At 58.5% G+C, this 24252-nt stretch carries 26 protein-coding genes and 1 tRNA gene; 12 read left to right on the forward strand and 15 right to left on the reverse strand.

Features of this window, described 5'->3' with window-relative positions; all coding sequences use genetic code 11:
- Positions 1-3 precede the first annotated feature (3 nt).
- Positions 4-783 (reverse strand): exodeoxyribonuclease III, encoded by a 780-nt coding sequence (gene xth / locus ACR0AK_RS05685; RefSeq protein ID WP_480792665.1) that lies wholly within the window; start codon positions 781-783, stop codon positions 4-6.
- A 60-nt stretch (positions 784-843) separates the two neighbouring features.
- A complete protein-coding gene (locus ACR0AK_RS05690; protein WP_170406378.1) occupies positions 844-1167 on the reverse strand; it encodes a HesB/IscA family protein in 324 nt (107 codons plus the stop codon).
- 76 nt (positions 1168-1243) lie between these two features.
- On the opposite strand from ACR0AK_RS05690, the gene ACR0AK_RS05695 reads away from it, so the two are divergent.
- The gene (locus ACR0AK_RS05695) at positions 1244-2386 is read left to right on the forward strand and encodes a deoxyguanosinetriphosphate triphosphohydrolase (protein WP_480792666.1); all 1143 of its coding nucleotides are present in this window, start codon (positions 1244-1246) and stop codon (positions 2384-2386) included.
- Here ACR0AK_RS05695 and ACR0AK_RS05700 read toward each other — a convergent pair whose 3' ends face one another.
- Positions 2387-2938, reverse strand: a complete 552-nt coding sequence (locus ACR0AK_RS05700) for a putative pterin-binding protein (RefSeq protein ID WP_480792667.1) — start codon at positions 2936-2938, stop codon at positions 2387-2389.
- 131 nt (positions 2939-3069) lie between these two features.
- Between ACR0AK_RS05700 and argS the strand changes: the two genes are divergently transcribed.
- From argS to ACR0AK_RS05730, 6 genes are all read left to right on the forward strand, one after another.
- Positions 3070-4815 (forward strand): arginine--tRNA ligase, encoded by a 1746-nt coding sequence (gene argS / locus ACR0AK_RS05705; RefSeq protein ID WP_480792668.1) that lies wholly within the window; start codon positions 3070-3072, stop codon positions 4813-4815.
- Between the two features lie 39 nt (positions 4816-4854).
- Positions 4855-5967, forward strand: a complete 1113-nt coding sequence (locus ACR0AK_RS05710) for an SPOR domain-containing protein (RefSeq protein WP_480792669.1) — start codon at positions 4855-4857, stop codon at positions 5965-5967.
- Entirely contained in the window at positions 5964-6971 is a 1008-nt protein-coding gene (gene nagZ / locus ACR0AK_RS05715) for a beta-N-acetylhexosaminidase (RefSeq protein WP_480792670.1), read from the forward strand. The genes ACR0AK_RS05710 and nagZ overlap by 4 nt, the downstream gene beginning before the upstream one ends.
- Positions 6961-7755, forward strand: coding sequence for a segregation and condensation protein A (locus ACR0AK_RS05720; RefSeq protein WP_170564336.1), 795 nt, complete (start codon positions 6961-6963; stop codon positions 7753-7755). Before nagZ ends, ACR0AK_RS05720 begins: the two co-directional genes overlap by 11 nt.
- Complete coding sequence (scpB, locus tag ACR0AK_RS05725) at positions 7748-8404, forward strand: SMC-Scp complex subunit ScpB (protein WP_480792671.1); 657 nt, start codon at positions 7748-7750, stop codon at positions 8402-8404. Before ACR0AK_RS05720 ends, scpB begins: the two co-directional genes overlap by 8 nt.
- A gap of 63 nt (positions 8405-8467) precedes the next feature.
- A complete protein-coding gene (locus tag ACR0AK_RS05730) occupies positions 8468-8638 on the forward strand; it encodes a hypothetical protein (protein ID WP_480792672.1) in 171 nt (56 codons plus the stop codon).
- A gap of 41 nt (positions 8639-8679) precedes the next feature.
- Here ACR0AK_RS05730 and ACR0AK_RS05735 read toward each other — a convergent pair whose 3' ends face one another.
- From ACR0AK_RS05735 to ACR0AK_RS05770, 8 genes are all read right to left on the reverse strand, one after another.
- A complete protein-coding gene (locus tag ACR0AK_RS05735; protein ID WP_170564327.1) occupies positions 8680-9756 on the reverse strand; it encodes a 2'-deoxycytidine 5'-triphosphate deaminase in 1077 nt (358 codons plus the stop codon).
- Positions 9757-9817: 61 nt separating this feature from the next.
- Positions 9818-9894 (reverse strand) — tRNA-Pro (locus tag ACR0AK_RS05740).
- A 61-nt stretch (positions 9895-9955) separates the two neighbouring features.
- Positions 9956-10597, reverse strand: coding sequence for a MerR family transcriptional regulator (locus tag ACR0AK_RS05745; protein ID WP_480792673.1), 642 nt, complete (start codon positions 10595-10597; stop codon positions 9956-9958).
- An 18-nt stretch (positions 10598-10615) separates the two neighbouring features.
- Positions 10616-10918: an integration host factor subunit alpha gene (gene ihfA, locus ACR0AK_RS05750; protein ID WP_170564321.1), complete on the reverse strand. Its 303-nt coding sequence runs from the start codon at positions 10916-10918 to the stop codon at positions 10616-10618.
- A gap of 96 nt (positions 10919-11014) precedes the next feature.
- Positions 11015-11986 carry a beta-ketoacyl-ACP synthase III gene (locus ACR0AK_RS05755; RefSeq protein ID WP_480792674.1) on the reverse strand — a complete coding sequence of 324 codons (972 nt, stop codon included), beginning with the start codon at positions 11984-11986 and terminating at the stop codon, positions 11015-11017.
- Between the two features lie 21 nt (positions 11987-12007).
- The gene (plsX, locus tag ACR0AK_RS05760) at positions 12008-13096 is read right to left on the reverse strand and encodes a phosphate acyltransferase PlsX (protein ID WP_170564315.1); all 1089 of its coding nucleotides are present in this window, start codon (positions 13094-13096) and stop codon (positions 12008-12010) included.
- Between the two features lie 24 nt (positions 13097-13120).
- Positions 13121-13327, reverse strand: coding sequence for a 50S ribosomal protein L32 (rpmF, locus tag ACR0AK_RS05765; protein ID WP_008756996.1), 207 nt, complete (start codon positions 13325-13327; stop codon positions 13121-13123).
- Positions 13328-13533: 206 nt separating this feature from the next.
- Entirely contained in the window at positions 13534-14070 is a 537-nt protein-coding gene (locus ACR0AK_RS05770) for a YceD family protein (protein ID WP_480792675.1), read from the reverse strand.
- Between the two features lie 84 nt (positions 14071-14154).
- Here ACR0AK_RS05770 and ACR0AK_RS05775 point away from each other — a divergent pair, with 84 nt between their 5' ends.
- The 3 genes from ACR0AK_RS05775 to ACR0AK_RS05785 all read left to right on the forward strand — a co-directional run bounded on the left by ACR0AK_RS05775 (position 14155) and on the right by ACR0AK_RS05785 (position 17336).
- Positions 14155-14628 (forward strand): outer membrane protein assembly factor BamE, encoded by a 474-nt coding sequence (locus ACR0AK_RS05775; RefSeq protein WP_170564309.1) that lies wholly within the window; start codon positions 14155-14157, stop codon positions 14626-14628.
- A gap of 98 nt (positions 14629-14726) precedes the next feature.
- Positions 14727-15461 carry a GNAT family N-acetyltransferase gene (locus ACR0AK_RS05780; RefSeq protein ID WP_480792676.1) on the forward strand — a complete coding sequence of 245 codons (735 nt, stop codon included), beginning with the start codon at positions 14727-14729 and terminating at the stop codon, positions 15459-15461.
- A gap of 66 nt (positions 15462-15527) precedes the next feature.
- Complete coding sequence (locus ACR0AK_RS05785; RefSeq protein ID WP_480792677.1) at positions 15528-17336, forward strand: ABC-F family ATP-binding cassette domain-containing protein; 1809 nt, start codon at positions 15528-15530, stop codon at positions 17334-17336.
- On the opposite strand, the gene ACR0AK_RS05790 is transcribed toward ACR0AK_RS05785, so the two are convergent.
- Positions 17333-17884: a sugar O-acetyltransferase gene (locus ACR0AK_RS05790; RefSeq protein ID WP_480792678.1), complete on the reverse strand. Its 552-nt coding sequence runs from the start codon at positions 17882-17884 to the stop codon at positions 17333-17335. The genes ACR0AK_RS05785 and ACR0AK_RS05790 overlap by 4 nt on opposite strands.
- A 9-nt stretch (positions 17885-17893) precedes the next feature.
- Complete coding sequence (locus ACR0AK_RS05795) at positions 17894-18649, reverse strand: 3-hydroxyacyl-CoA dehydrogenase (RefSeq protein WP_480792679.1); 756 nt, start codon at positions 18647-18649, stop codon at positions 17894-17896.
- A gap of 241 nt (positions 18650-18890) precedes the next feature.
- On the opposite strand from ACR0AK_RS05795, the gene ACR0AK_RS05800 reads away from it, so the two are divergent.
- Positions 18891-20225 carry a hypothetical protein gene (locus ACR0AK_RS05800; protein ID WP_480792680.1) on the forward strand — a complete coding sequence of 445 codons (1335 nt, stop codon included), beginning with the start codon at positions 18891-18893 and terminating at the stop codon, positions 20223-20225.
- An 80-nt stretch (positions 20226-20305) separates the two neighbouring features.
- Here ACR0AK_RS05800 and tyrS read toward each other — a convergent pair whose 3' ends face one another.
- A complete protein-coding gene (gene tyrS, locus ACR0AK_RS05805) occupies positions 20306-21559 on the reverse strand; it encodes a tyrosine--tRNA ligase (RefSeq protein ID WP_480792681.1) in 1254 nt (417 codons plus the stop codon).
- A 92-nt stretch (positions 21560-21651) separates the two neighbouring features.
- Complete coding sequence (locus ACR0AK_RS05810; RefSeq protein WP_480792682.1) at positions 21652-22920, reverse strand: MFS transporter; 1269 nt, start codon at positions 22918-22920, stop codon at positions 21652-21654.
- Between the two features lie 209 nt (positions 22921-23129).
- On the opposite strand from ACR0AK_RS05810, the gene ACR0AK_RS05815 reads away from it, so the two are divergent.
- Entirely contained in the window at positions 23130-24203 is a 1074-nt protein-coding gene (locus ACR0AK_RS05815) for an anhydro-N-acetylmuramic acid kinase (RefSeq protein ID WP_480793636.1), read from the forward strand.
- Positions 24204-24252 lie beyond the last annotated feature (49 nt).

The following is a 24252-nucleotide window of genomic DNA, read 5'->3' on the forward strand; positions in this document are numbered from 1 at the left end:
GTTTCACAGGTCCAAGTCGACCCAGACCGGAACATGGTCCGAGGGCTTTTCATGGCCGCGAATCTCGGCATCAATCCGGCAATCGCGCAACAGATCGGCGGCCTGGGGCGTAAGCAGGAAATGGTCGATACGAATCCCGTCATTGCGGTTCCATGCGCCGGCTTGGTAATCCCAGAACGAATAATGGTCCGGACCTTGGGTCACGGCGCGGAACGCTTCGGTAAAACCAAGGTTCAGGATCTTGCGAAACGCCGCACGGCTTTCTGGTCGAAACAGAGCGTCTTCGCGCCACGCATCCGGACGTTTGGCGTCTTCGGCCTGTGGGATGATGTTATAGTCCCCGGCCATCAGCGCGGGTTCTTCGCTCGCCAATAATTCTTGCGCTCGATCATACAGCCGCTCCATCCAGGACAGCTTGTATTCGTATTTTGGGCCCGGCACCGGATTGCCATTCGGCAAGTACAATCCGCAGATGCGCAGCGCCTTTTTGCCCACGACCGTGGCTTCGATCCAGCGCGCCTGTTCATCTTCCTCATCGCCAGGCAGGCCGCGGGACACATCTTCAAGCGGCAGCTTGGACAATATTGCTACGCCGTTAAAACTTTTTTGTCCGTGCGTCTCGACATTGTAGCCGCGTTCCTCAAACAGCTCGCGGGGAAAATTCTCGTCGATCGACTTGATCTCTTGCAGCAAAACGACGTCCGGCTGTGCGTCATCCAGCCAACGCGGCAGGGCCTCGGCCCGCGCTTTGATGCCGTTGATGTTGAACGTGGCGATTTTCATGCGCGATCCTCCGGCTGGCTGCCGGTTGATCTATCCCTCAACCGCGCGGGCAGGGCAAGGTCACATTGAAAATGAAGTGCCGCAGCCGCAGGATGAGGTTGCGTTCGGGTTTTCAATCACAAAACGCGCACCGATCAGTTCCTGGGTGAAATCGATCACCGCGTTTTCCAAAAACGGCAGCGAGATCGAGTCGACGATCACTTTTTGACCTTTGCCTTCCAGCACAAGGTCGTCCTCTTTGGGTTCATCCAGCGCAATTTCGTATTGAAAACCGGAACATCCGCCGCCTTCCACTGCAACGCGCAGGGCCTGACCCTGATCCGCCGCGCCAATTTCGGCGAGACGTTCAAAGGCGCGTTCTGTAACTGTAGGGGGCAGATTCATGCCGGGCTCCAAAGGTTTATTTCCTTTACGCCTTACAATATAGAAAGTGCAAGGACAGGCGACAAGGACAAGACCTTTGGACAGAGCGGGTTTTGCCTCGGACCCCAATCGCGCAAGAGGGCGGTTGGTGTCAGAGGAAGAGAGCAGTTTCAGGTCATGCTTTCAGCGAGATCGGGACAGGATCATACACGCCAGCGCTTTTCGGCGGCTCAAGCACAAGACCCAAGTGTTTGTTGAACATGAAGGTGATAGCTATCGCACCCGTCTGACACATTCCATCGAAGTGGCCCAAGTTGCGCGGACGATTGCAGGGGCTTTGGGCCTGAACGGTGAACTGACCGAGGCCGTGGCTTTGGCGCATGATCTTGGGCATACGCCGTTCGGACATACCGGCGAGGACGCTCTGCATACGCTTATGAGGCCTTATGGCGGATTTGACCACAACGCTCAGGCCATTCGCATCGTGACCAAGTTGGAACGCCACTATGCCGAATTCGACGGATGCAACCTGACGTGGGAATGTCTTGAGGGGATTGCCAAGCACAACGGGCCGGTCACAGGTGAATTGCCATGGGCACTGGCCGAATGCAACGAAGCGTTTGATCTGGAACTGCATACCCATGCCAGTGCTGAGGCACAGGTTGCGGCGCTTTCCGACGATATCGCCTACAACAATCATGATTTGCTGGATGGCTTGCGTGCGGGTCTGTTTTCCGATGATGAAATCCAACAATTGCCCATCGTCGGCGATTGTTATGCCGCGGTGGACCGGAAGTATCCCGGTCTGGACGCTTACCGCCGAAGGCACGAGGCGCTCCGGCGCGTATTCGGCGTTATGGTTTCTGACGTTATCGTCACATCGCGCGGGTTGATTGCAAGCTCAGGGGCGCGGACCGTCGAGGAAATCCGCAATATTGGATACCCTGTGATCCGGTTCTCGGGCGGCCTATGGGCGCAACTCAAGCAGATCCGCGCCTTTCTGTTCAAGCAGATGTACCGCGCACCCAGCGTTATGGACGTGCGTGCAGAGGTCAGCAAGGTTGTCGAAGATCTGTTCCCAATTTATCTGAATGATCCGAAACAGATGCCTGCGCGGTGGCATGAAGAAATCGAGGCCGCCAGCGATGAAACGGCGCTGGCGCGAATTGTCTCGGACTATATTGCAGGAATGACCGACCGGTTTGCCTTGCAGGATCATGCCAGGCTGGCTGGTGCCTGATCACTCGATCCCGATATAAGCGAGCGCCCAGACCTGCTGACCCGACTGGTCGGAGGCCAAATCGGCGTCGCCTGTTGGGGGGAAGACGATCATGGTTGGGCCATAGCCGCCAATTCCCATCGGGGTCCCGTCGGCATGGGTTGCCACAATGGGTTGGTGGGTTGCGATGCTGTCCCATAGAATCTCAGACTGATAGCCATCCATAGCCATTGGCTTGGCGGTTTTCCCTTCGGCACCGGCCATGATCATTACATCTGACAGGCGGGGGCCGGAAAAGGTGATGTCGCGTTGATTGCCCTCTGGGCCGTATGGGATTGTGATCTCAACCTGTTTCAGGCCGTCCAGCATGGATGCGTCAAATCCGGCCGCGCCGTCGTGCTGAACCTCAAGGAATCCCAGTAGTCCTCCGTCGTTCTCACCGCGGGCGGGAAGGTTGGTTTCCGAGACAGCTCCGCCAAGGGTCAGAAGCACATGGCCTTGGGCCGGGGGCATGTCGGCCCAAACCGGCACGGCAGATGTCAGAACAAAGGCGAGGGGCAGGGCAAGGCGCATGGGTATTTCTCCGGCTGGAATTTTCACAGAGACTAGTTATGTCTACCGCTAATCCAAGCGGAAACTGCTCGCTTCCATTGACCTTGCCGGTTTGCGTGGTAAACCGCCGAGCAAGCAAAAGGACATCCGAAATGAACCTGTTTTCCGAGATCCGCGGCCTGGTACTGGACGCGCTGGCACAGATGCAGTCCGAAGGCGCTCTGCCCGAGGGGTTGAGCTTTGACAACGTGGCAGTAGAACCGCCGCGCGATGCCGCTCATGGCGACATGGCGACCAACGCGGCGATGGTGCTGGCAAAACCGGCCAAGATGAAGCCGCGTGATATTGCCGATGTTCTGGCCGGTAAACTGGCAGCGGACGACCGGATCACCAGTGCCGAAGTGGCCGGACCGGGGTTTCTGAACCTGCGGCTGGCGCCGTCGGTGTGGCAGGGTATTCTGTCAGCTGTGCTTGATAAGGGCACCGATTATGGCCGCTCGACCATGGGTCACGGCCAGAAAGTGAATGTGGAGTATGTCTCGGCAAACCCCACCGGTCCTTTGCATGTGGGTCATACGCGGGGCGCGGTGTTCGGGGACGCTCTGGCGAGCCTTCTGGCCTATTCCGGCCACGATGTGACACGCGAATACTATATCAACGATGGCGGCGCGCAGGTCGATGTGCTGGCGCGGTCCGCGTACGAACGGTATCGCGAGGCCAATGGCCTGAGCCCTGAGATTGCCGAAGGGCTGTATCCGGGCGACTACCTGATCCCGATCGGTGAGGCGCTGAAAGAGAAATACGGCGACAGCCTGATCGACAAGCCCGAGGCTGAGTGGCTGGAAGAACTGCGCGAGTTCTCGACCGACGCGATGATGGATCTGATCCGGGCCGACCTGAAGGCGCTGGGTGTCGAGATGGATGTGTTCTTCTCGGAGAAATCCCTCTATGGCACAGGCCGGATTGAGGCAGCGCTTCAATCCCTGACCGATAAGGGCCTCATCTACGAAGGCGTGCTGGAGCCGCCGAAAGGCAAAAAGCCCGAGGATTGGGAACCGCGCGAGCAAACCCTTTTCAAATCGACCGAGCATGGTGATGACGTCGACCGGCCGGTCAAGAAATCGGACGGCAGCTGGACCTATTTCGCCCCGGATATCGCCTATCACTATGACAAGGTGACCCGTGGCTTTGACGCGTTGATCGACGTGTTCGGCGCGGATCACGGTGGTTATGTCAAGCGGATGAAGGCGGCTGTTTCAGCGCTGTCCGATGGCAAAGTGCCGTTGGATATCAAGCTGACCCAATTGGTGAAACTGTGGAAGAATGGCGAGCCGTTCAAGATGTCCAAGCGGGCAGGGAACTTTGTCACCCTGCGCGATGTGGTTGATCAGGTGGGGCCGGATGTGACCCGCTTCGTCATGCTGACGCGCAAGAACGACGCGCCGTTAGACTTTGATTTCGACAAGGTGTTGGAACAAAGCCGCGAGAATCCTGTGTTCTACGTGCAATACGCCCATGCCCGTGTCATGAGTGTGCTGCGCCGGGCCGCCGAGGCGGATATCGCCACGGATGATGCGATCCTCAAGGGTGCTGACCTGGGCAAGATCGACCATGCCTCGGAACTGACGGTCGCTAAAAAGCTGGCAGAATGGCCGCGTTTGATCGAAATTGCCGCACGCACCAACGAACCGCATCGGGTTGCCTTTTACCTGTATGAACTGGCCGGCGATTTTCACGCGCTCTGGAACAAGGGCAACGATGAAACCCAACTGCGTTTCATTCAGGATGGCGATGTTGCCACAAGCCAATCAAAAATCGCATTGGCCCGGGCCGTTTCTGTTGTGATTTCAGCGGGCTTGGGTATTCTTGGCGTTACTCCGGCGCAGGAGATGCGGTAACTAACACCGCCCGAACCGCCGGTCTGAGGCAGACAAGAAATGACCCGCGCGCCACTTTTTAAGGCGCAATCGGGCGGTGAGGCGGACATGGCAAGTTACGATTACTCAGGGCAAATGCGCCCTGAGGAGATGCATTACACGAATCAGCCACATCCTGAGGGTGGGTATGAGTATTCCGACGACTCTTATGGCTATGAACAGGCACCGCGAGGGGCTGGATTAGGTCGCATCGTCAACGTCATGGGCGCTGTAGCGTCACTGGCACTGGTCGCCGGGATCGGCGTCTGGGGTTTTAAACTGGTGATGCGTGATGTCAGCGGTGTGCCCGTTGTTCGTGCCATCGAAGGACCGATGCGAATTCAGCCGGAAAACCCCGGCGGCACCCCAGCCGATCACCAGGGTCTGGCCGTCAACGCTGTAGCCGCTGTCGGAACAGCAGCACCTCCGGCCGATCGCCTGATCCTTGCACCGCGTCCGGTTTCCCTGACAGATGAAGACACGCCGGTTGAACCGTTGAAGCCGACCCAGGCCGTGCATGTCGTCGAAGAAGAGATCTCAGATCAAGAGGCCGCGAAACTGCGCCAGAATACGGTTGATGCCCTGGTCGCCGAGCTGGCTGGAGGAGCAGCGAAGGCAGATGAACCTGCCGAGCAGGGCGTTCAGCTCGCGTCTTTGGCACTACCCGAGGAAGAGCCCGCCATTGACCCCGCCGATCTGGCCGCGCAATTGCCAGACCCGGAACTGGCGGCATTGCCGGGTGTTCGTCGTTCGCTGCGTCCGACCACGCGGCCTGCGCGCAGGACAGCCAGCGGGATTTCAGCAAATAGCAACACCGAGGCCGCCATCAACGCCGCTGTCAAAGCCGCGGTCGGGGTGGATGTAGATCCAAATACACTGTCCAAGGGGACACGTATGGCCCAGTTGGGCGCATATGAAAGCTCGGATGTGGCCCACGCGGAGTGGGATCGTCTGAACGGTCGATTTAGAGAGTATATGGATGGAAAACAACGCGTTATACAGAAAACATCAAGTGGTGGCCGGACGTTCTATCGCTTGCGTGTTCTTGGGTTTGAGGACCTGAGCGACTCGCGTCAGTTCTGTGCTGCTCTGGTCGCGCAAGGAGCTGACTGTATCCCGGTTGCCGTTCGGTGACATTTGGCGCTGCGATCTCTGATGCTGAAGGCCTGCGCCTGACATCTGAAGAAAAGAACCTGTTCCGTCGAATGAACCCATTTGGGTTCATTCTGTTCGCGCGAAATGTTGATACTGCCGACCAGGTGCGCGCCCTGTGCGACGATTTCCGCGAAGCTGTTGGACGCAATTGCCCTATCACCATTGATCAGGAAGGGGGCCGCGTGCAGCGTCTGCGTGCTCCGTTGGCGCGCGAATGGATGCCACCCTTGGATCACGCCGGGCGTGCTGGGGATCAGGCGGAACGCGCCATGTATCTGCGGTACCGGCTGATCGCAAAGGAACTGTTCGAGCTTGGCATTGACAGCAACTGCGCCCCAATGGTCGATCTGGCGCGGTACGATACCCATGCGTTTTTGAAGAACCGCTGTTATGGCTCTGAACCTAAACGGGTATCAGTGCTAGGGCGGGCGGTTGCCAAGGGCCACTTGGATGGCGGTGTTCTGCCTGTGCTCAAGCATATGCCGGGTCATGGATTGGCCACTCTGGACAGCCACCACGATCTACCGCACGTAGACCTGACACAGGAACAGCTTGAGCAGGCGGATTTCGAACCGTTTCGGTCTTTGAATGACCTGCCAATGGGGATGACAGCGCATCTGGTCTATGACCGGATTGATCCGCAACCGGCTACGATATCCCCCGCGATGATCGGTCTTATCCGCGACAAAATCGGTTTTGATGGTCTAATCATGACCGACGATATCTCAATGAAAGCGCTGAGTGGCGCTCCCGAGGATGTTGCGCGTCAGGCGCTGGCCGCAGGCTGCGATGTGGTTTTGCATTGTAACGGAACGTTCGAGGCCCGCGCCAAGGTGCTGGAAGCCGCCGGCGAAATGACTGAGCAGGCACAAAAGCGCGCGGAAAAGGCACTGTCGATGCGGCAAAAGCCTGCGGAACTTGACATCCCCGCGACTGAGGCTGAACTATCTGCCCTAATGGGCGGGCAGGTATATGAACGATAATCTCTTCAGTGAAGATCCGGTCTCGGTCGCGGATCGTCTTGCGGCTGAGGCTCTGATTGTTGATGTCGACGGGTTCGAAGGCCCGTTGGACGTGCTTTTGACCCTGTCACGTACCCAAAAGGTCGACCTGCGGAAAATTTCGGTTCTGGCTTTGGCGCAGCAGTATCTGGCCTTCGTGGAAAAGGCGCGCGCGCTGCGGATTGAACTGGCCGCTGACTATCTGGTGATGGCCGCCTGGCTGGCCTTCCTGAAGTCCCGTCTGTTGCTGCCGCCGGACCCGGATGATGAAGGACCTTCTGGTGAGGAACTGGCGGCACACCTGGCGTTCCAGTTGGAACGCTTGCAGGCCATGCGCGACTCAGCCGCACGTCTGATGGCGCGTGACCAGTTGGGGCGCGATTTCTTCAAACGCGGGCAGGGTGAGGATATCACCCGTATCCGTACCGTAACGTACTCTGCCACGCTGCTGGATCTGATGCAGGGATATGCCCGCATCCGCACGCGCGACGAGTTTCGCCCCTTTGTCATGGACCGCGACGCCGTGTTCACAATGGAACAAGCGCTGGAGCGGATGCGCCCGTTGATCGGGTTTGCGGGCGCTTGGACGGATATGGAAACCTATCTGCCAGAAGGTTGGGATGCTGACCCGGTGCGCCGCCGCTCGGCCACGGCAGCGACCTTTGCGGCCTCGCTGGAACTAGTGAAAGAAGGACATATGGAGATGAAGCAAACCGAGACGTTTGCTCCGATCCATTTGCGCAAAAGGACTGACACACGTGATTGATGAACCGCAAGACGAAGGCACCGGCACCCTGTTCGAAGCGCCCCCCCTGGCGGAGCAGGAGCGCATGGTCGAGGCCGTGCTGTTCGCCAGTTCCGAACCGGTAACGATCGCCGATCTTGAGGCGCGGATGCCCCACGGCAGTGATGCCGCGCAAGCAGTTGAAATTCTTCAGAAACGTTATGAGGGCCGTGGCGTTCGTGTCGTCCGTGTCGGCGAAGCCTGGGCCATTCGCACCGCGCCCGACCTGGGCTTTCTGATGCAAAAGGAAACGGTCGAAACCCGCAAGCTGAGCCGTGCGGCCATCGAAACGCTGGCCATTGTCGCCTATCATCAGCCTTGCACGCGGGCCGAGATCGAAGAGATCCGAGGTGTCTCGGTCTCGCGCGGTACAATCGACCAATTGCTGGAAATGGAGTGGATCCGTCTGGGCCGCCGTCGGATGACACCGGGCCGCCCGGTAACATTTGTGGTTACGCCGCAGTTTCTGGACCACTTCGGATTGGAAAACGCCCGTGATCTGCCTGGCCTCAAGGAACTTCGGGCTGCTGGTTTGTTGGAGAACCGGCCGCCGCCTGGCACGATCCCATTGGGAGAGGGGTCCGAGGACGCCGAAGAAGATGATCAGACCGAACTGTTCGAGGAAGAGTGATAACTTGGCCCTTTTGTTGCCGTTGGAATCACCTATGTTGTGGCCAATCTGAGGAGTTGAGCAATGAATATGAATCGCATCATCGACATGATCATTCGGCAGATCATGCGGCGGGTCGTCAACAAAGGCATCGACAAGGGTTTTGATGTGGCTGGTCGGATGGGCAAGCCCAAGCAAAGATCAGCTGTGCCTCATGACTCGAGCGCAAAGGACGACGGCAACCGCCAAGCCTAGCAGGCAGAGCGCGTTTCGCATGTGCGCCGGTTCAAGAGGTATCAAACAGCCTTGAAGTGTTTGGACAGCTTCAGCCCCTGTCCCTGATAGTTTGACGCAATACCGGCGCCATAAAGCTGGGTGGGCATTTCAGCCATTTTCTCATAGACAAGTCGTCCAACAACTTGCCCGTGTTCCAGAACAAAGGGGGCTTCGTGGCAGCGTACTTCCAGCACACCGCGTGATCCCGCTCCGCCCGCTGCAGCATGACCGAACCCTGGGTCGAAGAAGCCGGCATAGTGAACTCGGAACTCGCCTACCATCGCAAGATAGGGGGCCATTTCGGCCGCATACATTGGCGGGATATGGACCGCCTCGCGGCTGACAAGAATATAGAATGCGCCAGGATCCAGGATGATGCGGCCGTCAGTAGTTCGCACCTCTTCCCAGTATTCCTGTGGGTCGTATTCGCCGATACGGTCCAGATCGATCACACCTGTATGCGGCTTGGCGCGATAGCCAACCAGATCGGTATCGGTCAATTGCAGATCGACTGAGAACCCCAGCCCGTCCTGAATGACCGCGGGTCCATCGACCAATGGGGATTCATTGTGCAGCGCGGTCAGCTCCGCGTCGCTGAGTACCGCTTGACCTTGGCGAAAGCGAATCTGGTTCAGCCGCATGCCCGGACGCACCAGTACCGAAAATGAGCGTGGGCAGATCTCGGCAAAAAGCGGCCCCGTGTAACCGGCGGGCACGCGATCAAATTCTGTGCCACCATCTGTGATCGTGCGGGTCAACAGATCCAGCCGCCCGGTCGAGCTTTTGGCATTTGCAACCGCGCTGATATCGGCGGGCAGGGCCAGCGATTCCATTAGCGGCACCAGATAGACGCAGCCTTTTTCAAGAACAGCACCGTCGCTAATATCGATGCGGTGCATCTCGAACTCGGCCAGACGATCCGCGACCGAGCGTCCTTCGCCCGCCAAGAACGATGCGCGAACCCGGTAAGCAACTGTACCTAAACGTAAATCTAGGCTGGCGGGTTGGACTTGCGCCGCGATTACATCGGGCTTGGCGGTGATTTCACCGCGCGCGATCATCGCTTCGATCTGTTGGTTTGGGCATACACCTGTCATTTCGATCCCCCCTGATGCCAGAGCGGGATCTGGCCTGTCTGCCATAAACGTCGGTGTGATTTGGTCGGGCTAGCAGGACTCGAACCTGCGACCTTCCGTCCCCCAGACGGACGCGCTACCAGGCTGCGCCATAGCCCGACGTTGAGGTGTTCATAAAGACTTTCCCGGCGGGGGCAAGAGGAAATCATCGCCTTTTTTCTTATCCTGCCGACCGGTTCTCAATTCGGTTGAATACAGCGCGCAAGTCCTTGGCGATGGGCGCGATCCGACGCAGAAGATCGTCGTCGAACTCGGTCCGTTCCCACGCTTGTGTGGCTATGCCGCCCATCAGCGGGGCCTCATCCAGATATTCGGGCGCGGGCTGAGGGGACTCTGCTTGCGGTTGTTTTGGGGCAGGAGGGGGCGTCTCGGCCTGAGGGGCATGTTCTGCAGGCTTGGCCGCTTCGGCATTCGGTGCCGGATCGCCCAGATCCATATCGATCTGGTCGCTGGGCGCAGTGGGTTTGGCGGCAAAGGGCACGACAACGTTTTCGTCTGCCGGGGCGCTCTCGGGCGCGGCTGGCTCATCCAGGCTGGGCGACAGCGAGGAGACATAGGCCACCCCTTGTTCGCGCAGGATGCGCTGGACACCTTTGATGGTGATGCCGTCCTCATGCAGCAGTTTCTTGATGCCGCCCAACAGGCGCATATCATTGGGCCGGTAATATCGGCGGCCACCAGCACGTTTGACGGGTTTGACCTGACTGAATCGGCTTTCCCAGAAGCGCAGGACATGAGCCTGAACGCCCAACCAGTCCGCAACTTCACTTATTGTGCGAAAGGCGTCGGGGGACTTGCTCATGACTGTTTCGTCCCGAATTTACTTGCGGTTCCCTGCGGCGACGCGATCCTTCATCAGGTGCGACGGGCGGAACGTCAGAACACGTCGAGGTTGAATTGGCACCTCTTCGCCGGTTTTGGGGTTACGACCGATGCGGGCGGTTTTGTCTCGAACACTGAACGTGCCAAAAGACGAAATCTTGACCTGCTCACCGCGGACAAGGGCGTCCGACATGTGGTTCAGAACGCTTTCGACAAGCTGTGCGCTTTCATTGCGTGAAAGGCCCACCTCGCGGAAAACAGCCTCGCTCAGATCCATTCGCGTCAGTGTTTTTTCGCCCATACCATTTCCCCTGTTGATACCGCAGAATATGGCGAGGGGAAATTCGCTGTCAATATCAATGAATTGCACGAGGCTGTGTAAGCCGTTTTGCGCCGGTTACCAGCGTAGAACCACAGCGCCCCAAGCCAGACCGCCTCCGATGGCTTCGGTCACGATCAGGTCGCCGGGCTTGATCTGGCCCCGCTGTTTGCCCACCGAAAGGGCAAGGGGAATCGATGCGGCAGAGGTGTTGCCGTGATCCTGAACTGTCACCACGACGTTATCCATCGGCAGACCCATTTTCTTGGCGGTACCCTGAATGATGCGGATATTGGCCTGATGCGGCACGATCCAATCGACATCCGAGGCGCCGAGGCCGGCACGCCCAAGTGCGGTTTCTGCAGTTTTTGCCAGCTTTTCGACCGCGTGGCGGAATACCTGGTTTCCCTGCATGCGCAGATGCCCGGTCGACTGGGTCGACACGCCACCGTCTACATAAAGCAAGTCCTTGTAACGCCCGTCGGAATTCAGATCAGTCGAAAGAATGCCGCGATCCTGTGCGGTGCCTTCACCCTCTTGCAATTCCAGGACCAGCGCACCTGCACCGTCGCCAAACAGCACACAGGTGGATCGATCAGTCCAATCCATGATGCGCGAAAACGTCTCGGCACCGATGACCAGCACGCGTTTGGCCTGACCGGACACGATCAACGCATTGGCGTTGCTGAGGGCAAAGACAAAACCTGCGCAGACGGCCTGAACATCAAACGCAAACCCGTGCGTCATGCCAAGGCGCGCCTGAACCATGGTCGCGGCAGAAGGGAAGGTCAGGTCGGCGGTCGATGTCGCCAGAACGATTGCGTCGATATCCTCGGCTGTTAGGCCGGCATCGGCCAGGGCGGCCTCGGCAGCGTTGGTTGCAAGATCAGACGTGGTTTCGCCATCGGCAGCGAAGTGGCGGCGCTCGATTCCTGATCGCGACCTTATCCACTCATCCGAGGTATCGAGTGTCTTTTCAAATTCGGAATTCGGAACGATGCGCTCTGGCAAATAGTGTCCGACACCTACAACAACTGAACGGCCTGCCATTTGGGGTTACTGCCTTTATTGTTATTCGCCCGCCTTTGGCGGTACGTGTGCGGCATCTTGTGCAAGCTGGGCTGTCGATGCAACCCGTGCCGCTAATTTTTCGGCAAAACCCGACTGCGCCAGGGTGAAGGCCAGTTTGATCGCTGCCGAAACTCCGGTGGCATCGGCGCCACCATGTGATTTGACCACGGTTCCGTTAAGGCCAAGGAACACACCGCCATTCACGCGGCGCGGGTCGATGCGTTTTTTCAGCCGTTGCAGAGAGGTGATGGCCAGAATCGACGCAAGCCGTGACAGGGGGGAATACTTGAAGGCTTCGCGCAGAAGATCACCGATCAGGCTTGCGGTGCCTTCGCCGGTTTTGATCGCGACATTTCCGGTAAAGCCATCGGTAACAATGACATCGGCCTTGTCACCAGGAATGTCGCTGCCTTCCACGAATCCAACGAAGTCGAAATTCGCCTGCTCCGCGAAGTCCGTGATCATCGTGTGGGCTTCTTTCAGCTCGGCCCGACCTTTGTGTTCTTCGGTGCCGACATTAAGCAAACCGATCCGAGGCCGATCCAGCGCCATGCCGTTGCGGGCATACGAGGCCCCCATCAGCGCATATTGCAGAAGATCCTTGGCGTCGGCCCGCACATCGGCGCCGACATCCAGCATCACGTTGAACCCTTGCGGGTTGCGCGACGGCCACAGAATCGCGATAGCCGGACGGTTAACGCCCGGCAATTTACGCAACCGCATCATCGACAGCGCCATCAGCGCGCCGGTATTGCCGCAGGACACTGCTCCATGCGCTTCGCCTTTGCGCACCGATTCCAGCGTCGACCACATCGACGTTTGCTTGCCGCTTCGAACAACCTGGCTGGGCTTGTCCTCCATCGTGACCACGTCAGGGCAATCACGAAAAACGACGCGTCCCTGCAGGACACGCCGTTTGGCGACAAGTTTGCGCAGCTTTTGCTCGGGCCCGTGCAGAACGAAGGCGAGGTCGGGATTCTTGTTTGCCGATTTGGCAATGCCCGCAACGACAGTCGCGGGCCCCGAATCTCCACCCATAGCGTCAACCGAGATGGTAATCCGTCCGGTTTGCGTGGGCTGTTCCGTCATGCCTTGGCCTACGAGTTATGAGGCTTAGGCCGCGTCTTCGTCCAGGTCGATTTCGTCGGCCTGAGCGACGACTTCACGGTCATCATAGTGGCCGCAGGACGCGCAGACGTGGTGCGGGCGCTTCAGCTCGCCACAGTTGGGGCATTCGTTCGGGTTTGCAGCAACCAGAGCGTCATGTGCGCGGCGGTTATTGCGGCGCGACTTGGAAACTTTGTTCTGTTGGACAGCCATGGTCTCAACCTTTGTCTATTAAGGGTCAGCAGATTCGCTGCTGGCCGGGTTTCATTCTTCGTTTTTCTCGTGGTTTGACGCGCGTTTAGGGGACGGGCCCCGCAATGTCCAACCCAAATTCCGATGAGCGCGCGAAAATACTGCGATTCTCGACATGTTCAAGCGATTTTTCTGGAGGCCTGCTATGACAGGAAATCAGACCTATGTCACTCGTCTTTTTTCAAAGCATCGCGCAAATTCGCCAGTCCGGCAAACGGCTTTGCGTCCTCGTCCGTCATCGCCTGTTTGCCCGGCTCGGTATAGTCCGCCTGTTCCAACTCTGCGCCGTCCTTGCGCGGATATTGGGGCAGGGCCAGCGACAGCGCCTCGACCATCACCAATGCAGGGTCGATCTCCGGGCCCAACGGTTCGGTCTCATCGCCTTCGGGAATTTCAAACTCGGGCTCGTCAGGGTCTTGCCAGTCGGCCATATAGACCCGCGATACCGGCGCATCGATCCGCGTGGTCACGGGTTCAAGCGTCACGACGCAGGGCTGAGTCACCGTTGCCCCCAGTTTTCCGGAAAGAATCCAGTCGCGTTTGCCTTGTGCCCTTACGTCACCCACAAAGCTGAGCTTGCGCAAACCCAACAGACCCAGATCTGTTTTGATCGCGTCCAACCCCTTGCTATCGGGGCGCAGATCAAATGGAGTCGGCGCGTTTTGGGGCAGGTCGGCCACCCGCAGAGATGTATTGCTATTCATTCGTGACCCTTTCGTGTGTTGAACCGGGGCTGCGGTTTATGTAATCGGATAGGGTCCGCAAGGTCCCAAGGCAAGAGGATGTAAATGTTGAAGGTTGTGAACAGGTTGAAACCAGCGTCCAAAACGCTTGTCTTTGCGGCCTGTCTTGTTGTGGCTGGCGCATGCACGCCCATCTTCAAGAATCACGGATACGTCCCGCCAGCCGACCAGCTGGCCGAGATCAAAGTGGGCGTGGACACCCGTGACAGCGTGGTTGAAACCATCGGTGCCCCTTCCTCTGCCGGATTGGTGAAGGATTCGGGTTTCTACTATGTACGCTCGCGCGTGCGCCACTACGGCCCAAAGCGGCCCGAAGTCGTATCGCGCGAACTGGTTGCGATCAGCTTTGACCAGCGTGGCGTTGTGCGGAATATCGAACGGTTTGGACTTGAAGACGGGTATGTGGTGGTTCTTGACCGCCGCGTGACCGAATCCAGCGTTCAGAACCGCAGTTTCCTGCGTCAGCTGTTGGGTAACATCGGCAACTTTAACCCGGCGAACATTCCGGGCGCGAATTAAGTCTCTGTCGCCACTTGCTACAGTCACAGGACGGTCACATGTTCTGTGGTAGAACCGCTGCAACAAGAAGCAGGTCAGCAACCGCGGAGGATGCGACCATGGCATTAATGTTGGGAAAGGGCAGGTACCGGGCACGTTTGGCGCAGTCCGAGCAGGACGTTGTGTCCGCTCAGAGGTTGCGAACCCTTGCTTTTGGTACTGATCAGATTGACCGGGATGAGTTTGATCCGATCTGTGCGCATATTCTCGTCGAAGATTCGCGCAGCGATGGAGCGCTGGTGTGTTGCTTCAGAATGCTGACAATGGAACACGGGGCCGAGATTGACCGCAGTTATTCGGCCCGGTTCTATGATCTGTCCGCGCTGCGGGAATTTGACGGCCGCATGGTCGAGATGGGCAGATTCTGTATCCACCCGGACTGGATCGACCCGGATATTCTACGTGTCGCCTGGGGCGCGATGACCAAATATGTGGACCAGAATAACGTAAAGATGTTGTTCGGCTGCTCGTCCTTTGCCGGGACCGAGACCGTCGAATACCTGGATGCATTTGCTATGCTGAAACATCGGCATCTGGCGCCAAAACGCTGGTTGCCAAGGGCCAAAGCCCCCGATGTGTTCAAGTTTGCCACGCGCCTGCGGCGTAGACCCGATGCGAAAAAGGCAATGCTGCGCATGCCGCCTTTGTTGCGCACCTATCTGATGATGGGGGGCTGGGTCAGCGATCACGCGGTGGTGGATCGCAATATGAACACGCTACACGTGTTCACAGGGCTAGAGATTGGCGCGATTCCTCCAGCACGTAAACGGCTGCTCCGGGCGGTGATCCGGTAGTTTGAGTATTTTCGAAAAGGTGAAGGGGGGCGTTGACGCCTTGTGCTGACCGGTTTAGCTGGCGGCATGGCGAGAATTCCTTTGTTGCAGATGTCCGGCATTTCCCTGACTTTCGGGGGTGATCCGGTGTTTTCGGGGTTGGATCTGGTGGTCCAGCCGGGCGACCGTGTGGCTTTGGTCGGGCGGAACGGGTCGGGAAAGTCGACCCTGATGAAAGTCATGGCGGGTTTGGTTGAGCCTGATCAAGGGGACATCGTGGTGCCGCCGGGGAAATCCGTTGGCTACATGGAGCAGGACCCCGGCATGGAAGGGTTCGCCACCTTGGGCGATTATGCGTCCAGCGGATTGGAACCGGGCGAGCTTTATAAAGTCGAACGCGCCGGCGAGGGGCTGAAATTCGATCCATCCCGCCCGGTTGAAACCGCTTCGGGTGGCGAACGTCGCAGGGCAGCATTGGCGAAACTGATGGCCGAAGCGCCCGATCTGATGCTGCTGGACGAGCCGACGAACCATCTCGATATCGAAGCGATTGCCTGGCTGGAACGCGAATTGGGGTCGACCCGAGCAGCCTTTGTTTTGATTTCACACGACCGTGCGTTTTTGCGCGCTCTGACCCGCGCGACGCTATGGATCGACCGCGGCATGGTGCGGCGGCAAGAACAAGGGTTCGAGGCTTTTGAGACCTGGCGCGACAAGATTTGGGAAGAAGAAGATCAGCAGCGACACAAGCTGAACCGATTGATCAAGTCCGAAGCCAAATGGGCCGTCGAAGGCATCAGTGCACGACGCAAGCGGAATCAGGGTCGGGTTCGGGCTTTGCAGGCTTTGCGCGCTGAGAAGGCCGCGCAGATCAAACGTCAGGGATCGGCGGCAATGTCATTGGAGGCAGGGCCAAAATCCGGACGAAAAGTGATTGAAGCCAAAGGTTTGTCCAAGACTTTTGGCACGCACCAGATCGTTAGGAATTTTGATCTGTTGGCGCAACGTGGGGATCGCGTGGCTTTTGTCGGGCCCAACGGTGTGGGCAAGACGACGTTGCTTAAGATGTTGCTCGGACAGGAACAGCCCGATGAGGGGACGGTAACGCTGGGCACCAACCTTGAGATTGCGGTGTTCGATCAGGCCCGCGCGCAGCTGGATCCCGAAATGACACTGTGGGACAGCCTGACCGGGGATCCCGAAATGCGGGTGTCAGGCAAGGCGGATCAAGTGATGGTTAGGGGTCAACCCAAACACGTGGTCGGCTACCTCAAGGAATTCCTGTTTGATGATGCGCAGGCAAGAGCGGCCGTTAAGTCATTGTCTGGAGGCGAAAAAGCGCGTCTTCTGCTAGCTAAACTGATGGCCAAATCGTCAAATCTGTTGGTACTGGACGAACCGACCAACGATCTCGATGTCGAAACTCTGGATCTTTTGCAGGAGTTGCTGGACGACTATGACGGCACTGTCCTGCTGGTTAGCCACGATCGGGATTTTTTGGACAGGGTTGCCACCACGACGATTGCGATGGAGGGCAATGGCCGCGCGACCGTCTATGCGGGCGGTTGGTCGGATTACATCGCGCAAAGAGGCGATGTCATCGAAAAGAAGACTGAAAAAGCAAGGGCTTCGAAGTCGAAGCAAAAGCAAGATGCGCAGCCGAAATCCGGGCTTTCCTTCTCGGAAAAACACCGGCTAGAGAAACTTCCCGCCGAAATTGCCCGCCTGGAAGCTGAAATAGGCAAGCTGGAAGAGCTTATGTCAGACCCTGAGCTTTTTACCCGTGAACCGATCAAGTTCCAAAAAGCAACCGATGCGCTGGTCGAACGGCAAGAGAAGCTGTCAGCCGCAGAAGAAGAGTGGCTGGAGCTTGAGGAAAAGGCCGAGGGCGCTTAGGGGCGCGTCAACGGTCGTGCAGGATTGCCGACAACGGTTTCCCCGGCCGCGACGTCTTTGGTTACAACGCTGCCAGCGCCAATGATGGCGTTGTCGCCGACTGTGACGCCGGGCATAACGATAGCACCTCCGCCAACCCAGACGTTTCGGCCAATGGTAACGGGTATTCCAATTTCCAAACCTTTTGCACGCTCAACGGGGTCTTTGGCGTGCTGCGCGCAATAGATCTGCGCGTGTGGGCCAAACATTGTGTCATCACCGATCTGAACCTGAGCGGTGTCCAAAATCACGCAGCCCGCGTTGAAATAAACCCGCGCGCCGAGGCGGATATTTAGTCCGTAAGCGCAATGAAACGGAGCCTCGAGTAAGCAGTCTGGCCCGACGCTTGCGAACAACGCTCGCAGCTCGGGTGCCATGGCACCACGGGCATCAGGAGGGCAGGTGTTATGCGTGTGGACTGCAAGCCGGGCGCGCGTGCGCAGCTCCTCAAGCTCCGGGTCCAGGCAACAATACCACTGCCCGGACTGCATCTTTTCCTGCTCTGTCATGGGACAGGCTTAGCGCATGCGAAGGGCTCCGTCGATGCGAATGACCTCTCCGTTCAGATAGCCCATCTCGACGATGAAGCCGGCCAGCCGCCCGTATTCGCGCGGATCGCCCAGACGGGCAGGGTTGGGGACATCTGCTGCCAGTTGTTGTTGTACTTCTTCAGGCAGGCCCGCCAGCATCGGGGTCATGAAAATCCCCGGTGCGATGGTCATCACCCGAACCCCGGTTGACGCCAGATCGCGTGCCATCGGCAGTGTCATTCCGACCACGCCACCCTTCGACGCCGCATAGGCCGCTTGTCCCTTTTGCCCATCGAATGCTGCGATTGAGGCCGTGTTGATGATTACTCCGCGCGCGCCGTCCGGTTCGGGATCATTCTTTGCCATCTCGGCTGCCGCAAGGCGTGAAACGTTGAACGTGCCCACCAGATTGATGTCGATTGTGCGCTGAAACGCGTCCAAAGGGTGGGGGCCATCCTTGCCGACTGTCTTGATCCCATAGGCGATCCCGGCGCAGTTCACCGTGGCCGTGATACGGCCCATTTTGTTCATCGCATGCTCGATTGCCGACGCGACCGAGGCTTCGTCTGTCACATCCGTTTCCGCAAAATGCCCGCCGATCTCTGCGGCCACTTTGGGGCCGCGCTCAGCGTCGCGATCCAGGATCGTCACCTGCGCGCCCTGTTCTGCGAAATAGCGGGCGGTTGCCTCACCCAGACCTGACGCGCCGCCAGTTATGATTGCCGCGGATGTCGATAGTTGCATCACGGATACCTCTCCAAAATTTTGACACTTTTCTGCCACTTTTGATGTGGCGGTCTTAATAGATGTTGTATATTTGGCCTATCGGACCGTCACAACTGGTGTTGTGCCCGAGTTTAATGAGTGGTGGTGAGCCAAAGTTAACGCATCTTCAGCGGATATTTATCCTTACTTCATTTGCGGCTCCCACTTGGTAACGGAAGACCCTGACGCACTTGGGTGTTAAGGCGCAAGGAGCTAAATGATGCGAATTAAACTGAAATCTAGCGTTTCGGCTTTGGTGGCCTCTCCGTTTGTTGGGGCGCTTTTGGTGACCACAGCGCAAGCTGCATCTGGGGTTTGCGACGCACGCACAGCACGGATCGCAGCAAATGCAGGAGACTACCAAACACTGTGTGATTGCACTCAAGTGACCCCGAGTTTCCTGAACCGGCTGCAGAAGCATTCCGATTTCGATTCGATACTGGCTGCAACTGGTCAACAGTGCCCCGGTTTGGCCGCATTGTTGACGGATTTTTCAACTGGGACGATCGCGGCGGTGACCTCGAATGGCGAAGATCGTGATTCCAGCCAATCATCTGGGAGCGGTTCCAATTCCAGCGGTGAGAATGGCTCGGGCGGCGAGTCTTCTGGAGGAGGTAGCTCCTCTGGCGGCGGGTCTGGTGGCGGTGCACCAGGCGGTCCCGGCGGAGCACCAGGTGGCCCAGGTGGCGGAGACGGTGGCGGCAGCGGCGGTGGAGACGGCGGCGGCAACGGCGGTGGAAATGGCGGCGGCAGCGGCGGTGGAGACGGCGGCGGCAGCGGCGGTGGAGACGGCGGCGGCAGCGGCGGTGGAGACGGCGGCGGCAGTGGCGGTGGAGACGGCGGCGGCAGCGGCGGTGGAGACGGCGGCGGCAGCGGCGGTGGAGACGGCGGCGGCGACGGCGGTGGAAATGGCGGCGGCAACGGCGGCGGCAGCGGCGGTGGAGACGGCGGCGGCAGCGGCGGTGGAGACGGCGGCGGCAACGGCGGTGGAAATGGCGGCGGCAACGGCGGCGGAAATGGCGGCGGCAACGGCGGCGGAAATGGCGGCGGTAACGGCGGCGGCAACGGCGGCGGAAATGGCGGCGGCAACGGCGGCGGAAATGGCGGCGGTAACGGCGGCGGAAATGGCGGCGGCAACGGCGGCGGCAACGGCGGCGGTAACGGCGGCGGAAATGGCGGCGGCAACGGCGGCGGAAATGGCCCCGGCAATGGAAACGGCAATGCCGGCAACCCGGGTAACGGCGGTGGTAACAACGGCGGATCTGGACCCGGAACTGGAAACGGTGGTGGCAATAATGGTCAGGGTGGCGGCTCTGGTAACGGCGGCGGCGGCTCTGGCAACGGCGGCAATAATGGCGGCGGCCATGGCGGTGGCCACGGAAATGGCGGCAGCAACGGTGGGCCCGGAAACGGGAACGGCAACGCTGGTAACTCTGGTAACGGCGGCGGAAACAACGGCGGTTCTGGGCCCGGAACCGGCAATGGCGGCAGCAATAACGGCCAAGGTCACGGAGGCGGTGGTTCTGGCAACGGCGGCAGTAAGGAAGAGCGCTAACAACAGGCGTTTTGACGCCAGCCAAAGGAAAAAGGCCACCCAACCGGGTGGCCTTTGTTTTTTCTGAACTATTGAGTGGCCTAGCCCAGCTGAACCAGTGCGTGGCGCTTTTTACCAGCGCTCAACTTGATCGGCGACGAAAGTGCGCCCGCGTCGATCATCAGCCCGGCATCAGTTAGCGGTGCGTCATCCAGTTTCGCACCGTTTTCTGCGATCAGGCGTTTGGCCTCTTTGCCTGATTTTGCCAGACCCGATTTCACGATGACCTGCACGATGGACATCCCGTCACCCAGTTCATCCGCGCTGAGGGTAAGGGTCGGGAGATCATCCCCAACGCCGCCCTTTTCGAACACTTCCCGCGCCGTGGCTTCGGCATTGGCCGCAGCCTCAGTTCCGTGCAGTAGGGCGGTGACCTCGTTGGCAAGGCGGATTTTGGCTTCGTTGATTTCGGACCCCTGCAGCGCGCCAAGACGCTCACACTCATCTACGGGCAATTCGGTGTAAAGCTTCAGGAAACGGCCAACATCCGCGTCGGTCGTATTGCGCCAGAACTGCCAGAATTCGTAAGGCGAGCGCATTTCTGCGTTCAGCCAGACCGCACCGTCCTGCGACTTGCCCATCTTCTTGCCGTCGCTGGTGGTCAGCAGGGGCGACGTCAGGCCGTAGATTTCATGATCCAGCACCCGACGCGTCAGGTCGATACCGTTAACGATGTTGCCCCACTGATCCGAACCACCCATTTGCAGCACGCAGCCGTAGCGGCGGTTCAGCTCAAGGAAGTCATAGGCCTGCAGGATCATGTAGTTGAATTCAAGGAAGCTCAACGATTGCTCGCGATCCAACCGCGATTTCACCGATTCAAACGCCAGCATCCGATTGACCGAGAAATGGCGCCCGATATCGCGTAGGAAATCGAGGTAGTTCAGGCCATCAAGCCATTCGGCATTGTTCAGCATCAGCGCCTTGTTTTCGGCGTCGCTGTCATAGTCAATATAGGCCGAGAACACCTTTTTGATGCCGGCGATGTTTTCGTCGATCTGTTCGGGGCCCAGCAAGGGGCGTTCATCCGCGCGAAACGAAGGGTCGCCCACCTTGGTGGTGCCGCCGCCCATCAGGGTAATTGGCTGGTGACCGGTTTTCTGGAACCACCGCAGCATCATGATCTGGATCAGGCTGCCCACATGCAACGACTTGGCCGTCGCATCAAAGCCGATATAGGCCGGTTTGCACCCACTGATCAGCGCTTCGTCAAGGCCCTGATAATCGGTGCAGTCGGCGAGAAAGCCGCGCTCGATCATCGTGGCGATGAAATCCGATTTGGGGTGGTAGGTCATATCGTGCCCTTTGGGTTGATGTTGCGGGGCACTGTATAGGCGGCGCATTCAGTAAGGAAAAGGCACCTTTTCGAAGAAAAACGGCGAGTGTTTCAGCTTTTGACTGGCGGCAGGCGGAAGGCGTAGATCATCGCGATCAGGTTCAGCACCAACAGTGCAAAGATCGGGGTGATCGGATCGTGCATATGTGCGACAGCACCGAGGATTGCGGCAAAGACAATTCCGACAAGCCCCGCGCTGACATCCCCCAGCGCGACCAGATATGGGCGCTCTTTTTCGACGCTCATCTGAATAAGGTACAGATAGCGCCCATAGATCACTCCGTTTCCGCCGAGCGACAAAAGCAGGATCACCAGCGTATAGATCCAGACATTCTGAGCGTAACCGAGGAACGTGAAACCCAATGCCATCAGGGCCGAGATAGCAGCGATCAGGCACCCCAGCCACATAACGGGTTTGACCGAAATACGATTGCTGAGCCATCCCCACAAAAGCGAGCCAATCACCAGTCCAAGGCTGGCCCCCATCACAAAATAGCTGAGCGAATGTTTGGTCCCCATATGCAGCGTCGCGGCATGGATCGTATAAAACGGCATCGCCAACTCGACAGAAACAAAGATCAGCCGGGCCGACAAAAACTTGCGATACCACGAGTAGGCCATGCCGGTCTTGAATCCGGTTGCCAATTCGGCAAGGGGTTTGGGTTTTGTCTTTGGCTCTGGCAATTCGGTGTGCTGTTCTTCCTCAAGCAGCCGTACCCCCGCAAATGCAACGCCCGCGGCGAACATGGCGATCACACCGCACCACAGGACGACGATATGGCGCTGCATCGGTTGATCCCCGGACAGCAGGTCGCGCGTGACCAGAACGACGATGATGGCCAAAATGCCCGAGATGGTGGCCTGCGCAAACACCATCCGATTTCGTTTCGCTTCGGGGACAGAGATGCCGTAGATCTGGCTGGTACCAAGACTGGCAATACCCTGGCACAAACCCAGAACCGTCGCTGTGGTCAGAAACAGCAATACAATCATCACGCTGGGCAGCTTTGTCGAGAACAACGCTACCGCCGCCAGCACCGCTGCGGTCAAAAGATTCGGTATATACACGGCCAGCTTGGCGCGGGTCGCCCGGTTGATGAAGGGTGAGACAAAGATCTCGGCAATCAGGCGCGATCCGGTGACAAAGGGAAGAAGCATCCCCGCGAAGAACGTCGGCGCGCCCAAAGCCAGATACAGGAACGGAAGCACCAGATTTGGGTTGATCAGCTGTCCCCCAATAGTTGCCAGAGCACCGGACCAGAAGATCAGGAAATAGTTCCGGCCTTCAGAGGGTTGTTTCTGCGAATACGTGTCTGCCATATGCCACTAAGTCCAATTTGTGTTCCTTATACCAAATTGTCGGGAAAAAGCGCGACCCTCGCGGGAACCGTCTTGCCTTAGCTTCGGCGGAAGGGGCAGGTTAAACGGGCTGTGCCGATCAACCATGACGGTACACACCTAATTCGGCAGGAGAGATCACCGTGGGGCGGGCCATCAAACGAACAGGTGCGATCAGGGTTTTGGGTGCGATGTCCGGCACTTCGATGGATGGGGTGGATGCCGCGGTCGTCGAAACGGACGGACACCGGATTATCGACTTTGGTCCAATTGGGTATCGCGCTTACACCGATGAAGAACGCGCAGTTCTGCGCGCCGCACTGGGGCAATGGCACGGGCCTGACGTGGATGCCGCGGCAGAACTCGTTACATTGGCGCATGCCGAGGCACTGTCTGAATTCGATGAGGTGGACCTGATCGGCGTGCATGGCCAAACCCTTGCGCATGAACCGCGCGGACGTGGGACATTGCAGGTTGGCGACGGCAAAGGGCTGGCTCAGGCATTGGGTGTTCCGGTTGTCTGGGATTTCCGCAGCGATGATGTGGCGATGGGCGGCGAGGGGGCTCCGCTAGCGCCGTTCTTTCACTTCGCTTGCGCCAAGTGGATCGAGGCAACCCAGCCGCTGTGCTTTCTGAACCTCGGCGGTGTCGGGAACCTGACTTATGTGGATCCAAGTTTCGATGGTCCCGAAGCCCCCGGTGCGTTGCTGGCTTTCGATACCGGTCCCGCGAATGCACCGGTTGATGATTTGATGCAGGCGCGTCTGGGCCTGCCGATGGACCGCGACGGGGCTGTTGCGCGCGGAGGCACTGTCGAGACAGGCGCGCTCGAGCTGTTTCTGTCCGAGCCTTATTTCACACGTATGCCGCCGAAATCACTGGATCGGAACGATTTTTCCGAGATGATCAAACTGGTGCAGGAGCTTAGCGATGCGGACGCGGTTGCCACGCTTACCGGCATGTGTGCAGCAGGCGTGGTGCAGGGGATGGAACACTGCCCCAAGCCACCCTCGCGTCTGTTGGTCACCGGCGGCGGTAGACACAACCCGGTATTGATGGAGATGCTGCGCGTTGCATTGGACTGCGCGGTCGAACCGGTCGAGGCCGTGGGTCTGGACGGAGATATGCTTGAGGCGCAGGCCTTCGCCTATCTGGCGGCACGCGTCGCTCGCAGGCTGCCGACCTCGTGTCCGGGAACAACGGGTGTGAAGGCGCTGGTTGGTGGTGGGGTTGTGAGTTCGGTTGCGAATGGGGCTGAGGGCTAAACAGTGTTTCGCCTAAAGGCTGCTTTGCGGAGGAAGCTGCCGGTGCCAA

This window comes from Ruegeria sp. BI12 (assembly GCF_056537985.1).

What these genes read in the sequence shown, in the direction of transcription:
- xth (WP_480792665.1), bottom strand. Translation starts at nt 783, where the DNA reads ATGAAAATCGCCACGTTCAACATCAACGGCATCAAAGCGCGGGCCGAG.
- ACR0AK_RS05690 (WP_170406378.1), bottom strand. Translation starts at nt 1,167, where the DNA reads ATGAATCTGCCCCCTACAGTTACAGAACGCGCCTTTGAACGTCTCGCC.
- ACR0AK_RS05700 (WP_480792667.1), bottom strand. Translation starts at nt 2,938, where the DNA reads ATGCGCCTTGCCCTGCCCCTCGCCTTTGTTCTGACATCTGCCGTGCCG.
- argS (WP_480792668.1), top strand. Translation starts at nt 3,070, where the DNA reads ATGAACCTGTTTTCCGAGATCCGCGGCCTGGTACTGGACGCGCTGGCA.
- ACR0AK_RS05710 (WP_480792669.1), top strand. Translation starts at nt 4,855, where the DNA reads ATGACCCGCGCGCCACTTTTTAAGGCGCAATCGGGCGGTGAGGCGGAC.
- ACR0AK_RS05720 (WP_170564336.1), top strand. Translation starts at nt 6,961, where the DNA reads ATGAACGATAATCTCTTCAGTGAAGATCCGGTCTCGGTCGCGGATCGT.
- ACR0AK_RS05730 (WP_480792672.1), top strand. Translation starts at nt 8,468, where the DNA reads ATGAATATGAATCGCATCATCGACATGATCATTCGGCAGATCATGCGG.
- ACR0AK_RS05735 (WP_170564327.1), bottom strand. Translation starts at nt 9,756, where the DNA reads ATGACAGGTGTATGCCCAAACCAACAGATCGAAGCGATGATCGCGCGC.
- ACR0AK_RS05745 (WP_480792673.1), bottom strand. Translation starts at nt 10,597, where the DNA reads ATGAGCAAGTCCCCCGACGCCTTTCGCACAATAAGTGAAGTTGCGGAC.
- ihfA (WP_170564321.1), bottom strand. Translation starts at nt 10,918, where the DNA reads ATGGGCGAAAAAACACTGACGCGAATGGATCTGAGCGAGGCTGTTTTC.
- ACR0AK_RS05755 (WP_480792674.1), bottom strand. Translation starts at nt 11,986, where the DNA reads ATGGCAGGCCGTTCAGTTGTTGTAGGTGTCGGACACTATTTGCCAGAG.
- plsX (WP_170564315.1), bottom strand. Translation starts at nt 13,096, where the DNA reads ATGACGGAACAGCCCACGCAAACCGGACGGATTACCATCTCGGTTGAC.
- rpmF (WP_008756996.1), bottom strand. Translation starts at nt 13,327, where the DNA reads ATGGCTGTCCAACAGAACAAAGTTTCCAAGTCGCGCCGCAATAACCGC.
- ACR0AK_RS05770 (WP_480792675.1), bottom strand. Translation starts at nt 14,070, where the DNA reads ATGAATAGCAATACATCTCTGCGGGTGGCCGACCTGCCCCAAAACGCG.
- ACR0AK_RS05775 (WP_170564309.1), top strand. Translation starts at nt 14,155, where the DNA reads ATGTTGAAGGTTGTGAACAGGTTGAAACCAGCGTCCAAAACGCTTGTC.
- ACR0AK_RS05780 (WP_480792676.1), top strand. Translation starts at nt 14,727, where the DNA reads ATGGCATTAATGTTGGGAAAGGGCAGGTACCGGGCACGTTTGGCGCAG.
- ACR0AK_RS05785 (WP_480792677.1), top strand. Translation starts at nt 15,528, where the DNA reads ATGGCGAGAATTCCTTTGTTGCAGATGTCCGGCATTTCCCTGACTTTC.
- ACR0AK_RS05790 (WP_480792678.1), bottom strand. Translation starts at nt 17,884, where the DNA reads ATGACAGAGCAGGAAAAGATGCAGTCCGGGCAGTGGTATTGTTGCCTG.
- ACR0AK_RS05795 (WP_480792679.1), bottom strand. Translation starts at nt 18,649, where the DNA reads ATGCAACTATCGACATCCGCGGCAATCATAACTGGCGGCGCGTCAGGT.
- ACR0AK_RS05800 (WP_480792680.1), top strand. Translation starts at nt 18,891, where the DNA reads ATGCGAATTAAACTGAAATCTAGCGTTTCGGCTTTGGTGGCCTCTCCG.
- tyrS (WP_480792681.1), bottom strand. Translation starts at nt 21,559, where the DNA reads ATGACCTACCACCCCAAATCGGATTTCATCGCCACGATGATCGAGCGC.
- ACR0AK_RS05810 (WP_480792682.1), bottom strand. Translation starts at nt 22,920, where the DNA reads ATGGCAGACACGTATTCGCAGAAACAACCCTCTGAAGGCCGGAACTAT.
- ACR0AK_RS05815 (WP_480793636.1), top strand. Translation starts at nt 23,130, where the DNA reads ATGTCCGGCACTTCGATGGATGGGGTGGATGCCGCGGTCGTCGAAACG.